We start from the raw sequence: 14,620 nt of genomic DNA on the forward strand, positions 1-14,620 counted from the left end.
TTCTTATAATCAGAAGGAACCTTATTAATGTATCTCCTATTCATTCTATTCATATGAGTAAGCGACTCACATAAAATCATAGATTTTAGTTCCCTGCTCAAAATCAAGATTTGGGTTCACTACTCATAATTTTCTATGAATAATCTGGGGTAATATATAGATTATTTTAAACCATTTATTTTTAAGTTTAATTAAAATTCATAATAAATTCAAGGATAATATTTTTGAAAAAGAAGAAAAGAAAAAAATATGAGAAAAAAATCTTTACAAAAGCAAAGTTATTTGTTAAAATGTAATTGAGAATAATTATCAATTGCGATAGTTCGTATTATATTTTATCCCTGATTGTTCATATAACGTTGAATAATATGCTGTATAGTTTTGAATTAGAAGATTTCAGTGAATTCGAAGGCATACCGAGTTGGTATGTCGAGAATTTAATGATATCTTATAAACAGAAGGAACCTTATTAATGTATCTCCTATTCAGTTCCTTCATAGGAGTAAGTGATTCACACCAAATCAAGATTTGGGTTCACTACTCAAAATTTTCTATGAATAATCTGGGATTATAAAAAGGAGTGAGACTTATGCCACTTAATATGGTTGAAAATGGTAAAACAGTTAAACTTAAAGCTATATATTCAGGATCGAAACTTAAAAAGAAATTAAGTGATATGGGATTAACAAATGGTGTTGAAATAAAAGTTTTATTTGGTTATATGAGTGGAGCAACAGTTGTAAATATAAGAGGTTCGAAAGTTGTTTTGGGAGCAGGTATAAGTAACAAAATAATGGTTGAATGTGTTTAAATGAGGTATAGTTACAAGAAGAATGATGGGTATGGGTCTTATTAAAGGTAGTAAAGCTTTAGTTGAGAAAGTAGTATCCTTACGAGATCCAGTAGAAATAAAGGTAATAGGTTATAGTTTAACACTTAGAAAAAATTATTGGTGAATAAATTTTTTGACAATACAATGATAATGGATATCGATATCGGCAATAAAAGGAGGGGAATTCTTTGAAGATTGTTTTAACTGGTAATCCTAATTGTGGTAAGACAACACTATTTAATGCTTTGACAGGAGCAAGACAGCATATAGGAAATTGGCCGGGAGTTACTGTAGAAAAAAAGGAAGGAACACTAAAAATTAAAGATGATGATGTAAAAGTTGTGGATTTACCAGGTATATACAGCATGTCACCATATTCAATTGAAGAAATTATAGCAAGGAATTATATATTAGATGAAAATCCTGATGTTATAGTAAATATTGTAGATGCATCCAATATTGAAAGGAATCTATATTTAACAATGCAGTTATTAGAGCTTAACAAACCTGTAATAGTTGCTCTAAACATGATGGATGTAGCACAAAAAAGAGGTTATAAAATTGATGAAAAAAAACTGTCAAAGGCTCTGGGGGTTCCTGTTATACCTATTGTAGCTACCAAAAAAACAGGTTTAGATGATTTAAAAGAAACTTTATATAATCATATGCAAGGGAAAACTGTAATTAATAAAGCTAATATAGTTTATAGCAAGAATATAGAAAATGAAATAAATAATACGATTAAAAAATTAGAAACACATAATGCTAGTTTGAGTAATAAATACAATTCCAGATGGATAGCTATCAAAGTATTGGAAAATGATGAAAAAGTAATGGAAGCTTTAAAAGAACAAAAAATAGATGAAGTTTCAGCTGCGTCAGATGTGGTAATTGAGGAGAATGATTTTGATTCCATGTTAGCAGAAGAAAGATATGTTATTATAAATAAAATACTATCTAAGTCTGTAAGCAGGCCTAAATTAGAGCAATTAACAACTTCAGATAAAATTGATAAAGTACTTACTAACAGAATTTTGGGAATACCTATTTTTGCAGGATTAATGTTTTTAGTATTTTATGTTACATTTAATATAGGGAATATATTTTTAGATAAAATAGATATTTTCTTTAATGAAACTATATCAGGAGCAGTCAGAGCAGTTTTAGAAGATTTAAATGTAGCTGGTTGGTTACAATCTTTAATTGTTGATGGAGTTATAGGTGGAGTAGGTGGAGTTTTAACTTTTTTACCCAATATAGCATTACTATTTTTCTTTATATCTATTTTAGAGTCAAGTGGTTATATGGCTAGAGTTGCATTTATAATGGATAAATTCATGAGAAAGATAGGATTAAGCGGAAAAGCATTTTTACCAATGGTAATGGGCTTTGGTTGTAATGTTCCAGCTATTATGAGTACAAGAACACTTGAAAATGAAAAGGACAGATTGTTAGCTATTTTAATAAATCCATTTATGTCATGTGGAGCGAGATTACCTGTTTATGTGTTATTTACATCAGTGTTTTTTAAAGAAAATGAGAGTATTGTAATTTTTTCATTATATATATTAGGAATTATTATTGCTATATTGGTAGGATTAATATTCAAAAAAACATTGTTCAAAGGAGAAAGTGCTCCTTTTGTTATGGAATTACCTCCTTATAGAATACCTTCAGTAAAAGGGGTATTATTAAATGTTTGGGAAAAAGCGAAAGGCTATATTGTTAAAGCAGGTACAGTTATATTTGCAGCATCAATAATTATTTGGTTTATACTTGGATATAATTTCTCAGGAGCTACTGAAATAACAAACAGTATAGGAGCTTCTATAGGTAAATTTATTGCACCTATATTTAAACCATTAGGCTTTGGAAGTTGGCAAGCTACATTGTCATTAATAACTGGTATTTCAGCTAAAGAAATTGTAATAAGTAATATGGCTATTGTATATGGATTGGGAGAAGGGGTAGCAGAAGCAGCAATTGAAGGAAATGCAGGAGTTTTGGCAGTCACATTAAAGGAAGCCTTTAATCAAGTAGCTGCTTATGCATTCATGGTATTTGTGCTTCTTTATACACCATGCATAGCTGTAATAGGTACTATCAAGAAAGAGACAAATTCATGGAAATGGACAGCTTTTTCAGTAATATATCAATTTCTTGTAGCTTGGGTTGTTGCATTGTTGGTATATCAAGTAGGTAGTTTGATATTTTTATAGGGAGTTGATATTTTATGTACACATTTATAATAGGAGCAGTTGTAATAGGATTTGCTGCATTTATAATATATAGAAAAACAAAACAGATAGCATCTGGAAAGCATACATGCTCAGATTGCAGCAGTTGTAGTTTTAATTGCAGCAGTAGACATGAATAATAATATGATAAATAAAAAAAGATTAACTTTGAATTATAAGTTAATCTTTTTTCTTTTAATCAGAAAAAAATAGCCCTTGGTAAATCATTTTTGTTAATGCTTGTATGTGTGTTTGTCTTTAATATAAAATAGTACTATATTACTAAATAGCAAATTTAAACTTTACAGGAGGTTATTACAATGAATGATAAGCCTAGGAAAAGGTACAAGTATATTTGTATTATATTAAGTTTTGCATTATTTATATCAGTTTGCATGCAGGTTTTTAATTACATGAACTATATAGAGCATAAAGGAAATTTTATTAATCAAATGTATTGTGAAATCAATAATTGTATTACATTTCTTTCAGGTTTTTCAGATATGGAAAGAGTACAAAAGCATAATATTGAAAGAGTTATAGAAAGTCTTTCAGAACTCGATTACATTACATATCATGCAAAACGCTTTATTGATAATGATATACATTATTCATTTATGAGTGGATTTAATATAGTCAGTATAATTATAGATGAAGGGTTTGATAGTGAATATAGTACGTGTGAAAGCTTTATGGAAGATGGGGTAATTTCAAATAATGAAATAACTTTTTTAAAAGAGCTAAAAGTAAATTTAATAAAAATTAGAGATAATATGTATTCATCAGAAGATGATAAAGGTATAGGAATTAAAAACATGACTATTGATGAAATTAATACTTTATTAATTGAATTTGATAATAAATATGACGGTTTAGAGGGAAATATTGAAGTAAGCAATTAATCTTATTCATGGCTTATATCATTATAGTATATATAGTTGTAATTATTATAGTTATCCAATGTAATTAAAGAAAGATGATTTTTCTATACAGAAAATCATCTTCTAAGGTAATTCTTATCTTTTATAGTAATGTAGAATAAGCAATAATAAATTTGTTTTAGCTCTTTACTATGTGTGTGGGAGGCATGCAGGAATCTTTCTCGTCACGGTGATGTACGTGTTTTTTCTTATTAGAAGCGAAAGGAAAAAACACGCGCACCAATGTTCCTTAGAAAGAAACCCTGCATGCCTCCTAGTAACTATACTGGTTATTTAATGTAAACATTTTGGTCTTTTTATCGTAATACTGATGTAATATTAAATTTAGATTTTGGCATTAATTGTATTTGGAATTGCAACTTGATAGTTTTTAATAATACTATTTTTATATATTATTACAAATACAGTTTATTTATCATTTCTAAGAATATTTAAATCTTCACCATTTAGAACTTTATTTATATTTCTTACAGCACACATTTTACCACACATAGAGCATGAATTTTCATCTTCAGGTTTTGACTCGGATCTGTAATTTTTTGCTTTTTCAGGATCTATAGCTAATTCAAACATAGTATCCCAATCAAGCTTTTGTCTAGCAAAACTCATCTTGTTGTCCCACACTCTTGCACCAGGAATTCCTTTTGCTATGTCTGCTGCATGTGCAGCTATTCTTGTAGCTATAATTCCTTCTTTCATGTCATCAAGTGATGGTAGACGTAGATGCTCTGCAGGAGTTACATAGCATAAGAAATCTGCTCCATTAGCAGCGGCAATAGCTCCTCCTATTGCACCTGTAATATGATCGTAACCTGGTGCTATATCAGTAACTAATGGCCCTAAAACATAAAATGGTGCTCCATGACATAGTTTTTTCTCAAGCATCATGTTTCCTTCAATCTCATTAAGTGCCATATGTCCTGGACCTTCAATTATAACTTGTACATTTTTCTTCCATGCTCTTTTAGTAAGTTCACCTAAAGTTATAAGTTCTTTAATTTGACTAGCATCAGTAGAATCCATTATTGCACCTGGACGGCAAGCATCTCCTAGACTAAGAGTTACATCATACTCAGCACAAATATCTAAAAGCTCATCAAAATGCTCATAAAATGGATTTTCTTTTACATTAAGCTGCATCCATGCAAACATCAAAGCTCCGCCTCTTGATACTATGTTCATAAGTCTTGGATTTCTTTTAAATGTTTTAGCTGTTTCTCTATTAATACCAGCGTGTATAGTCATAAAATCTACTCCATCTTGAGCATGCGTTTTTACAACATCAAGAAATTCTGAAGCTTTGATATCCTTTAACTCTTTGTCATAAAAGCCTAAAGCATCATATACAGGTACAGTACCTATCATTGCTGTAGACATATCTATTAGTTCTTTTCGAAACTTTCTAGTTTTACCAAAATTACTCAAATCCATTATGGATTCAGCTTTTAACTCGATAGCTACTTTAGCTTTTTCTAATTCTAAATCAATATCATTTGCATCTTTTGAAATTCCAAGATTTACATTGATTTTTGTGCGTAATCCTTCGCCTACTCCTTCAGCTTCTAAATTTTTATGGTTTTTGTTTGCAGGAATAGCTATTCTACCCTTAGCAACTAACTCCATTAGTTTAGCTGTATCCATATTTTCTTTTTTTGCTACAGCTTTCATTTGCTCAGTTAAAATCCCTTTTTTTGCAGCATCCATTTGAGTTGTATAATTCATTAAATTCATCTCCTTAAATTTTATTGTTTAGGATATATACCATTAAAACATCCTGTACAAATACTTTTAGTTTCAAAAGTTTTATATAAATCATGTATATCTAAAAAGCCTAAGGTATTTACATCTAAAAAGGCTTTCATTTCATTTATACACTTCTTGTATGACAACAGCTCTTCTTTGGTAGAAATATTTACTCCTAAATTGCAGGTGTAATCTATTTTAGGAGAGCTAATTAATAAATGCACTTCTTTTGCGCCTGCCTTTTTTAATGATCTTACAATAGCTTTGCTTGTAGTGCCTCTAACAATGGAATCATCTACAACTATAACTTTTTTATCTATGACAGCTTCTTTGATAATATTTAGTTTTATATTTAAATCTTTTTGTCTTTTAAGCTGAGTTGGTTTTATAAATGTTCTACCAACATAATTATTTTTTGTGAATCCTAATTTATAGGTAATACCTGATGCATGGGCATATCCTATAGCTGAAGGTACTCCAGAATCTGGAACACCTATTACAACATCAGCTTCAATATGATATTTACTAGCAAGACATTTACCTAAATTTTCTCTTACTTCATATAAATTTTTATTGTTTAACATACTATCAGTTCTTGAGAAATAGATGTATTCAAATGCACATAATGCTGGATTTTTATGTGCATAATTTATAGATTGTATATCATTATTATCAATTATAACTATTTCACCAGCTTTTATTTCACGTATATAGTTTGCTCCTATAACATTAAAGGTACAGGTTTCAGAAGAGAGTATGTAGCTAGAATTAAGTTTACCTAAAAAAAGAGGTCTTATTCCATATGGATCTCTTATACCAACAAGTTTATCATTAATTAGCATAACTATTGCAAATGCACCTTTTAGTCTTTTAACAGATTCTATTATTCTATTTTTTAAATTAAGTTGTTTATTGCATTTAAATAAATTAAGAATTACTTCAGTATCACTAGTAGTATTAAATTTTATGCCATTATCCATTAGTTTCTTTTTCAATTGTTGACTATTATATATATTACCATTATGAGCAATGGACAATGTATTTTCATCAGAACTTATGGGTTGAGCATTATCAATCACATTATCTCCAAAAGTAGTATATCTTACGTGAGATATACATGAGGTACCTTTTAAAGAAAGATCATTAATTTTATTAAATAAGTCATTTGTGTTTCCAATAGATTTGTAGTTTTTTATGGTGCCATAAGAACTAATTGAAACACCTGCACTGTCTTCACCTCTATGCTGAAGAGACATCATAGCAGTATAGATTAATGACCTAAAATTAACGGCAGCTGTGGAATAAATACCTATTACTCCGCATTCTTCTTTTAGCTTAGTTAGTTTTATCATATTAACGGCTCCAATCATATGTCATAAATAAAGAAAAAATTGAAAAGCTAGAGGAAGGGGTACTATTAGAATTGTACTTAAAATAGAAAAAGCACAAATCCAGTACAGGATTTATGCTTAATAATCATTAATAAATATATTTTGCTTTCCTACGCTGGTATTATCCAGATCAGGTTAAGGGTCAAAGAATTAAAAGGTTCTTTATCTCAGCTGGCCTATCCAACCCCCCTAGCTCTCAAATATTTAGTTTTTATCGTGCATTTAAATAATAACATATAAAAATCTTGAAATCAATCTATAATTTTAAATTATATGCTAAATGTTAACTAAATCTAAAAATGATTCGGGTTTTATTAAATTACTATTGCGGCATATCTGTAGAAGAAAAATAACAAAGTTGCAGGGCAGTATTACTATTTTTAAATCAAACGAATGGTTTTAAAATAGTAATTAACAATTTATAAATCATTTAATAATATATATTATAAGTAATTTTACATTCAATTTTTATGTTAACAGTAGATGGCAGGTGATTGTTTTGACAAATTTTTTAATTACAGGTGGTGCTGGTTTTATTGGTAGTAATTTCATACGTTACTTTCTAAATAAATATAAAAATTATAAGATTATAAATTTAGATAATCTTACTTATGCAGGTAATGTTAACAATTTAATAAATATTGAAGATAATTATAGATATAAATTTATTAAAGGTTCTATTAATGATATAAATCTTGTAAAAAAAATATTGGAAACAGGAGTTAATTGTATTATAAATTTTGCAGCTGAATCTCATGTTGATAGAAGTATTAATAATTCACAAATTTTTGTAAAAACAAATATTTTGGGTACACAGGTGCTGTTAAATGAAGCTAAAAATTATAATGTAGATAAATTTATTCAAATTTCAACTGATGAAGTCTATGGATCATTAGGAGAAAAAGGTTTATTTACGGAAAAATCACCAGTAAATCCAAGCAGTCCATATTCAGCTAGTAAGGCTAGTGCTGATTTTTTAGCTCTATCATATTATAAAAGTTTTGGTTTACCAGCAGTTATAACAAGATGTACTAATAATTATGGTCCCTATCAATTTCCTGAAAAATTGATTCCATTAATGATTATTAAGGCAATAAATAATGAGTATCTACCTGTGTATGGCAATGGGGAAAATATTAGAGATTGGATTCATGTGGTAGATCATTGTAGAGCTGTTGATGCTGTTATACATCATGGTAAAGTAGGAGAGATATATAATATAGGAGCAATTAATGAGAAAAGTAATTTAGAAGTAGTAAAGTTTATATTAAATATATTAAAAAAATCTTATAGTCTAATAAATTTTATTGAAGATAGACCTGGACACGATATAAGGTATGCTATAGATAATAAAAAAATAGTTAAACATCTAGGGTGGAGCCCCAAATATGAATTTGAAAAAGGTTTGAAAGATACTGTAGATTGGTATGTTGAAAATAAGCATTGGTGGGAAATAGCATATAGAAAACTGTACATGAAACAGAATAATTCAAGTAGATGACAGGTTAAAGAATCAATACATTAATTTACAATTCTTGATTTACTGTATATAGAGAGGAGAGGTAATAAAATGAAAGCTCTAATACTTTGTGGTGGAATTGGTTCTAGGTTATTTCCTATAACATTTTCATTACCAAAACAATTAATACCATTAGTAAATAAGCCTTTGCTATTTTATATAATAGATTCTTTAATAAAAGCTGATATAAATGAAATAGGGATATTAGTCAATGATAATATGGAACTGTTTAAAGAAAGTTTGAAGAAATATGAAACTGAAAAAATAAAACTTGAATATATAAAACAAGAAAAGCCCATTGGTCTAGCAAACGCAGTATCATCATCTAGGGAGTTTATAAAAGATGATGATTTTATAATGATTTTAGGAGATAATCTTTATGATTTAGATATTAAATTGCTTATAAATGAGTTCAAATTAAATAATAGTAATTGTAATCTTTTGTTAAAGCAAGTGGATAATCCTATGAGATTTGGTGTAGCTAAAACAAACAATGATTATGTAGTAGATGTTGTTGAAAAACCAAAGATACCAACTTCAAACTTAGCTATTACAGGAATTTATATTTTTGATAAAAATATTTTTGCTGCATGTGAAAACATTAAACCTTCATGGAGAGGAGAATATGAAATCACTGATGCAATAAGATGGCTTATTCAAAAAGGTTATAAAGTAACGTATAAAATGCATGAAGGTTTTTGGAAAGATTTAGGCAATCCTCAAGATGTTATTTATGGAAATCAGTATCTAATGAAGGGAATAATGCATTATATAAATGGTGAAATTGACGCTAAAAGTGAAATTTCTGGTAATATAATAATAGGTGAAAATTCTAGAATAATAAACAGCTTTATTAAAGGTCCTGTAATAATTGGTAATAATACTATAATAAAAAACTCATATATAGGTCCTTATTCATCTATTTGTAATAATGTTAATATAATAAATTCAAAGTTAAAAAACAGCATTATTTTAGAAGGATGTATTATTTCAAACATTCATACAATCATTGATTCAAGTATAGTTGCTCAAGATACTATAATAAAAAAAAGTTTTAAAAGTAAACAATCAAATAAGTTTTTATTAGGTAAAAATAGTCAAGTGGAATTGTATTAATATAAGTTTGCTTTATATAAACAAGGATCAAGATGTCTTCCACCTCTATAAGTGGCGGGTAACGCTTAGATTTAACAGGTCGTGTGCATATATCCCGCCTCGTTGAAACGGTGAATGGGATATAATGTTTAAACAACTAGTAGACATAGTAAATTAAGCAAGATTAATAGATGAAATAATAAAGGGGAGTATTATGAATAAAAAGATATTAGTAACACGTCCTTTTTTACCTCCAATAAATGAATATATAAGTTATCTTCAATTAATATGGGAAAACAATATATTAACCAACAATGGTCCATTAGTTCAAGAATTGGAAGAAAAATTAGAGAAAAAGCTAAGATTGAAAAATCTTGTTTTAACTTCTAATGGAACTATGGGAATCCAATTAGCTATAAAAGCATTGCATTTAAAAGGTGAAATAATAACTACACCATTTACTTTTATCGCAACTGCTAGTGCTATAAATTGGGAAAATTGTTCACCAGTATTTGTAGATATTGATCCAGAGACTTTTAATATAGATCCAAGTAAAATTGAAGATAGGATAAGTAAAAATACTGCAGCTATTTTAGCAGTTCATACCTTTAGTAATCCATGTGATATTGAAGCAATTGATAGAATTTCAAAGAAATACAATTTAAAAATTATTTATGATGCCGCTCATGCTATGTTTGTAGATTATAAAGAAAAATCTATTTTAGAATATGGTGATATATCTGTTGTTAGTTTTCATGCAACAAAGTTATTTAATACAGTTGAAGGTGGCGCTTGTGTAACAAGGAATGAGAAACTTATGAATAGATTAAAATCACTAAGAAATTTTGGGTTCAATGAACAAAAAGAGATTATAGATTTTGGAACCAATGCCAAGATGTCAGAAATGCACGCTGCAATGGGATTAGCAAACCTAAAATACATGGATAATGAATTGAATAATAGAAAGGAAAAATATGAATTATATCTGAACTTATTAAATAATAACAGCTCAATTAGGTTTCAAAAGATTAGAAAAGAAAATTATAATTTCAGTTATATGCCTGTATTATTTAGTGATGAAGATAAATTAACGATAGCATTAAAAGTGTTAAACGAAAATAATATTTTTCCTAGAAGATATTTTTATCCTGCACTTAGTAGTTTGAAATTATTCGCTAAGAATAATGAAAACCTAAAGATAACAGAAAATATATCAAAAAGGGTTTTATGTCTACCATTGTATGGTAAATTAAAAATAGAGGAAATTACAAATATATGTAAACTTATAAATAATGTGATTTAGAATAACTATTCACATTTTATTGAAAATAAATCGAAAAATGTCTGAAGGGCGTGATTACATTGAAAAAAAAGTTTTAGTTTTTCCTTGCAGTTCTGAAATAGGTCTTGAAATTCATAGGTCTTTATCTTACTCTAAGCATTTTGAAATATTTGGAGCTTCAAGTGTAGATTCTAATCATGGTAAATATGTTTATAAAAACTATATAAAAATTTCAACTTCTATAAACAGTTGTGATTTTATAAAAGAATTAAATACAATAATTAATGAAAAACATATTGATTATATTTTTCCAGCACTAGATAGTGTTATTTTAAAATTAGTTGAAAATAGAAAAAATATAAATTGTGAAATTATTGCTCCGCCTTTAGAAACTTGTAGCATTTGCTGTTCAAAAAGCAAAACCTATAATGCATTTAGAGGAATTATAAATATTCCTACAGTATATAAAAATTCTGATAATATAATTAAATTTCCGGTTTTTTTAAAGCCTGATATAGGCTGTGGTTCTAAAGGAACGTATATTGCAAACACAAAAGATGAAATTAGTTTTTATAGAAAATTAGATAATACTTTATTAATACTTGAATATTTACCTGGTAAGGAGTATACAGTTGATTGTTTTACTGATAGAGACTCAAAATTAGTGTTTATCGGAGCTAGAGAAAGAAAACGAATAAAAAATGGTATAAGTGTAAATTCATCACCAATATTTGATGAAAGAATCAATAATATGGCACAAGAAATAAATAAGAATTTAATAATGAGAGGAGTTTGGTTTTTTCAAGTAAAAATAAATGAAAACAATGACTATGCTTTATTAGAAATAGCTCCTAGAGTTGCAGGAACAATGGGATTGTACAGGAATATAGGCATTAATTTTTCTCTATTAAGTTTATATGATAGACTTGGATATGATATTAAAGTAATAACTAACAATTATGATATTGAAATGGATAGAGCTCTTATATCAAGATATAAAATTGATTATTATTATGAAAATGTTTATGTAGACTTAGATGACACATTAATATATGAAAGTAAGGTTTGTTTTTTACTCATTGGATTTTTATATCAATGTTTAAATAAAAATAAAAAAATATATCTTATTACTCGGAATGATAAAGACATAGAAGAGATTCTAAATAAATTTAAGATTGGAAATATATTCGAAAAAATTATATATATAAAAAATACTGATGAAAAATATAAATATATAAAAGAAAATAGTTCTATATTTATTGATGATTCATTTTCAGAAAGGTTAAAAGTTGCGAGTAAATTAAATATTCCAACTTTTGACATCAACAATATTGAGTGTTTAATAGATTGGAAAATTTAAAAAAACTCTTTAAATTACTCTAGGATAGGATTTAAAGAGTTTTTTTAATTCGCTAAGTCACATTTAAATAATTAAGAATGTTTAAAAATTTTATTTGATTTAATTATTTCATGTAATGATTTGCCAGTATCTATTATTTTACAATCTTTCAATAGCTCTCTATCATCTATTTTCCAAGCATGATTGTTTTTGTCTTTACGTCTAAGATATACATAATTAAATCTATCAACGGAATAGATTTTTAATCCATTTTTTATAAGACCAGAGCTGATAGCACAATCAACATTGTTGTTATATTCATATTTAATATTATACTTTTCTAAAATATTTTTTTTAAAAATGATAGATCCACCTGTAATGTATTTTTTTACATATCTATTTTCAAAATTAGGATTTCTTAAACCTAAAATTTTACTTTCTTCAAAGTAAACAAAATGCGTAAATTTACCTATCATAGATACATTATTATTATTGATGATTTTTATTGAATCAGCTAAATAATTTGAGCCATAGTAGTCGTCATGATCAAAGATTGATATATATGGATAGTTAGATTTTTTAATACCAAAAGAAAAGCATTTACCAAGCGTTAGTGTTTCGTCAAGTTTGTATATTTTAACATTTTCATATGAGCTTGCTTTTTTATTCCAAACAGCTTCATCTAATTTATTATTTTTTAAAATTATAATTAATTCTTTATTTTTATATATTTGTCTATTATAGTTCTCAAAAATATTATTCATATATTTTTGCATATGGGTACATGTATAAACAGTTATGAAAGGCAATTTAATTTTCTTTTTTGTTTTTGGATTAGTATATTTGTATTTGAATTTTTTCCTATTGGGTATTGTTTTATTTACAGGGTTTGTAATAATGTGATTTTTCATATTCATTTATTTTACCTTTCACATAATATTTTAAATACCTTTACATTAGCTATTAACATACTTAGTAAAATCTTGTACAGTACCGACAATAGCACATCTTTTTAATAACTCCTCATCTGTAATTTTCCATAAATGACCGTCTTTTCTTGATGCTCTTATTACTACATAATTAGATTTATCTGTTGCATATATTTTGTATCCTCTTTTGTAAGCTTCTCTTTGTACCTCCCAATCTGCTCCTCGAGGAAAATTTAAAGGATATCTAATTTTATCAAATACTTCTCTTTTAAAAACCATACTAGAATCAAGTACCCAGTCAACATAGCGATTTTCAAATTTAGGATGTTGTATAGCAAGAATTTTTTTATCAAGAAAGTAAATATATGCGGCTCTTTTTCCGATTATACCAGCTTTTGTATAAGTAAAAGCTGGTATAGATTTTTTTAGATAGCTGGGACCATAATAATCATCATCATCAAAGAAAGTTATAAAGTCATTATTTGATTTATCAATAGCAAAGTTTTTACACTCTCCATATGTCAAGCTTTCGTCTAGTTGAAAAACTTGAACGTTTTTGTATTTTTTAGACTCATTTTTCCAATCGGTTAAACTCATACAATTTTTATTGAGTACAACAATTAACTCTTTATTCCTATATAATTGTCTAGAATAATTCTGAAAGACTTGATTCATTTTATTAGGACGGTGGGTGCAAGTGATAACCGTAACACTTTTTTCTTCTAAATTTTTATCAATAACATTTTTTCTTTTTTGTTTCCTCTTTTTAATTAAATCATATAAAGATTTATTAACTGGATTGTTTTTATTGTTAGTTCTTACTAGTAATTCTTTACTAATTACAAATTTACGTGAAACACCCATAATAGCACCTTCTATTGTGAAATTTTAATAAATTATTATTATATTAAATAATATGATATTTAAATTTATTTGTGATTTGTAGATATAAAATTCTGATAACAATAATGCTATTAGCTTTTGCCGTAATATCTACTGGGTGAAATTAAATTATTTTTTTAGTAATGTCTCAAAATGAAAAATCTATTCGGTAATATATATTTAACAACTAAGCAGCATAAAACAATTTATGTCCGTAAGCAGAGAATTTAAAATCTTGTTCTGGTTTAATATAATGAGGTTTATTTGTGAAGCTTATTTAATACAAAATCAAATAATATATTAAGAAATAAATAAAAACATAAATAGATATATAACATATACTAAAATGAGGAATAATATATAATATAAGGTATTAAAACAATATATACGTATGTTGTATAATACTAAGCTAATAAATTATTATCACTGA

General features: G+C 27.1%; 13 protein-coding genes and 1 riboswitch. Of the genes, 9 read left to right on the forward strand and 4 right to left on the reverse strand.

What is annotated here, in order from left to right; translation table 11 throughout:
- Nucleotides 1-589 precede the first annotated feature (589 nt).
- The 5 genes from AYC61_RS04325 (at nt 590) to AYC61_RS04335 (ending at nt 3,971) form a co-directional block, all read left to right on the forward strand.
- On the forward strand, nt 590-811 hold the full coding sequence (locus AYC61_RS04325) for a FeoA family protein (RefSeq protein WP_066497396.1): 222 nt from the start codon (nt 590-592) through the stop codon (nt 809-811).
- Nucleotides 812-833: 22 nt separating this feature from the next.
- Nucleotides 834-956: a hypothetical protein gene (locus AYC61_RS21960; RefSeq protein WP_275935212.1), complete on the forward strand. Its 123-nt coding sequence runs from the start codon at nt 834-836 to the stop codon at nt 954-956.
- A 64-nt stretch (nt 957-1,020) separates the two neighbouring features.
- Nucleotides 1,021-3,051 carry a ferrous iron transport protein B gene (gene feoB, locus AYC61_RS04330; RefSeq protein WP_066497398.1) on the forward strand — a complete coding sequence of 677 codons (2,031 nt, stop codon included), beginning with the start codon at nt 1,021-1,023 and terminating at the stop codon, nt 3,049-3,051.
- A 14-nt stretch (nt 3,052-3,065) separates the two neighbouring features.
- The gene (locus AYC61_RS20575; RefSeq protein WP_082759777.1) at nt 3,066-3,209 is read left to right on the forward strand and encodes a FeoB-associated Cys-rich membrane protein; all 144 of its coding nucleotides are present in this window, start codon (nt 3,066-3,068) and stop codon (nt 3,207-3,209) included.
- A 180-nt stretch (nt 3,210-3,389) separates the two neighbouring features.
- The gene (locus AYC61_RS04335; protein WP_066497401.1) at nt 3,390-3,971 is read left to right on the forward strand and encodes a hypothetical protein; all 582 of its coding nucleotides are present in this window, start codon (nt 3,390-3,392) and stop codon (nt 3,969-3,971) included.
- 447 nt (nt 3,972-4,418) lie between these two features.
- On the opposite strand, the gene thiC is transcribed toward AYC61_RS04335, so the two are convergent.
- The gene (gene thiC, locus AYC61_RS04340) at nt 4,419-5,732 is read right to left on the reverse strand and encodes a phosphomethylpyrimidine synthase ThiC (RefSeq protein ID WP_066497411.1); all 1,314 of its coding nucleotides are present in this window, start codon (nt 5,730-5,732) and stop codon (nt 4,419-4,421) included.
- Nucleotides 5,733-5,752: 20 nt separating this feature from the next.
- Entirely contained in the window at nt 5,753-7,105 is a 1,353-nt protein-coding gene (gene purF, locus AYC61_RS04345) for an amidophosphoribosyltransferase (protein ID WP_066497413.1), read from the reverse strand.
- Between the two features lie 129 nt (nt 7,106-7,234).
- Nucleotides 7,235-7,345, reverse strand: a riboswitch (TPP riboswitch).
- 298 nt (nt 7,346-7,643) lie between these two features.
- Between purF and rfbB the strand changes: the two genes are divergently transcribed.
- From rfbB to AYC61_RS04365, 4 genes are all read left to right on the forward strand, one after another.
- Nucleotides 7,644-8,645 (forward strand): dTDP-glucose 4,6-dehydratase, encoded by a 1,002-nt coding sequence (rfbB, locus tag AYC61_RS04350; protein WP_066497416.1) that lies wholly within the window; start codon nt 7,644-7,646, stop codon nt 8,643-8,645.
- 69 nt (nt 8,646-8,714) lie between these two features.
- Nucleotides 8,715-9,779, forward strand: a complete 1,065-nt coding sequence (locus tag AYC61_RS04355; protein ID WP_066497421.1) for a glucose-1-phosphate thymidylyltransferase — start codon at nt 8,715-8,717, stop codon at nt 9,777-9,779.
- Nucleotides 9,780-9,972: 193 nt separating this feature from the next.
- Nucleotides 9,973-11,061: a DegT/DnrJ/EryC1/StrS family aminotransferase gene (locus AYC61_RS04360; RefSeq protein ID WP_066497424.1), complete on the forward strand. Its 1,089-nt coding sequence runs from the start codon at nt 9,973-9,975 to the stop codon at nt 11,059-11,061.
- A gap of 37 nt (nt 11,062-11,098) precedes the next feature.
- Nucleotides 11,099-12,400, forward strand: coding sequence for an ATP-grasp domain-containing protein (locus AYC61_RS04365; RefSeq protein ID WP_202906799.1), 1,302 nt, complete (start codon nt 11,099-11,101; stop codon nt 12,398-12,400).
- A 71-nt stretch (nt 12,401-12,471) separates the two neighbouring features.
- Here the strand turns inward: AYC61_RS04365 and AYC61_RS04370 are convergent, their stop codons facing one another.
- On the reverse strand, nt 12,472-13,296 hold the full coding sequence (locus AYC61_RS04370; protein WP_066497426.1) for a glycosyltransferase: 825 nt from the start codon (nt 13,294-13,296) through the stop codon (nt 12,472-12,474).
- A gap of 39 nt (nt 13,297-13,335) precedes the next feature.
- Nucleotides 13,336-14,172, reverse strand: a complete 837-nt coding sequence (locus AYC61_RS04375; RefSeq protein ID WP_066497428.1) for a glycosyltransferase — start codon at nt 14,170-14,172, stop codon at nt 13,336-13,338.
- Nucleotides 14,173-14,620: the final 448 nt, after the last annotated feature.

This window comes from Abyssisolibacter fermentans (genome assembly GCF_001559865.1).
Classification (GTDB): Bacteria; Bacillota; Clostridia; order Tissierellales; family MCWD3; genus Abyssisolibacter; species Abyssisolibacter fermentans.

Bases quoted from the DNA above. Each gene is read 5' to 3' on its own strand.
- AYC61_RS04325 (WP_066497396.1), top strand. From the start codon at position 590: ATGCCACTTAATATGGTTGAAAATGGTAAAACAGTTAAACTTAAAGCT.
- AYC61_RS21960 (WP_275935212.1), top strand. From the start codon at position 834: ATGATGGGTATGGGTCTTATTAAAGGTAGTAAAGCTTTAGTTGAGAAA.
- AYC61_RS20575 (WP_082759777.1), top strand. From the start codon at position 3,066: ATGTACACATTTATAATAGGAGCAGTTGTAATAGGATTTGCTGCATTT.
- AYC61_RS04335 (WP_066497401.1), top strand. From the start codon at position 3,390: ATGAATGATAAGCCTAGGAAAAGGTACAAGTATATTTGTATTATATTA.
- thiC (WP_066497411.1), bottom strand. From the start codon at position 5,732: ATGAATTATACAACTCAAATGGATGCTGCAAAAAAAGGGATTTTAACT.
- purF (WP_066497413.1), bottom strand. From the start codon at position 7,105: ATGATAAAACTAACTAAGCTAAAAGAAGAATGCGGAGTAATAGGTATT.
- AYC61_RS04355 (WP_066497421.1), top strand. From the start codon at position 8,715: ATGAAAGCTCTAATACTTTGTGGTGGAATTGGTTCTAGGTTATTTCCT.
- AYC61_RS04360 (WP_066497424.1), top strand. From the start codon at position 9,973: ATGAATAAAAAGATATTAGTAACACGTCCTTTTTTACCTCCAATAAAT.
- AYC61_RS04365 (WP_202906799.1), top strand. From the start codon at position 11,099: ATGTCTGAAGGGCGTGATTACATTGAAAAAAAAGTTTTAGTTTTTCCT.
- AYC61_RS04370 (WP_066497426.1), bottom strand. From the start codon at position 13,296: ATGAATATGAAAAATCACATTATTACAAACCCTGTAAATAAAACAATA.
- AYC61_RS04375 (WP_066497428.1), bottom strand. From the start codon at position 14,172: ATGGGTGTTTCACGTAAATTTGTAATTAGTAAAGAATTACTAGTAAGA.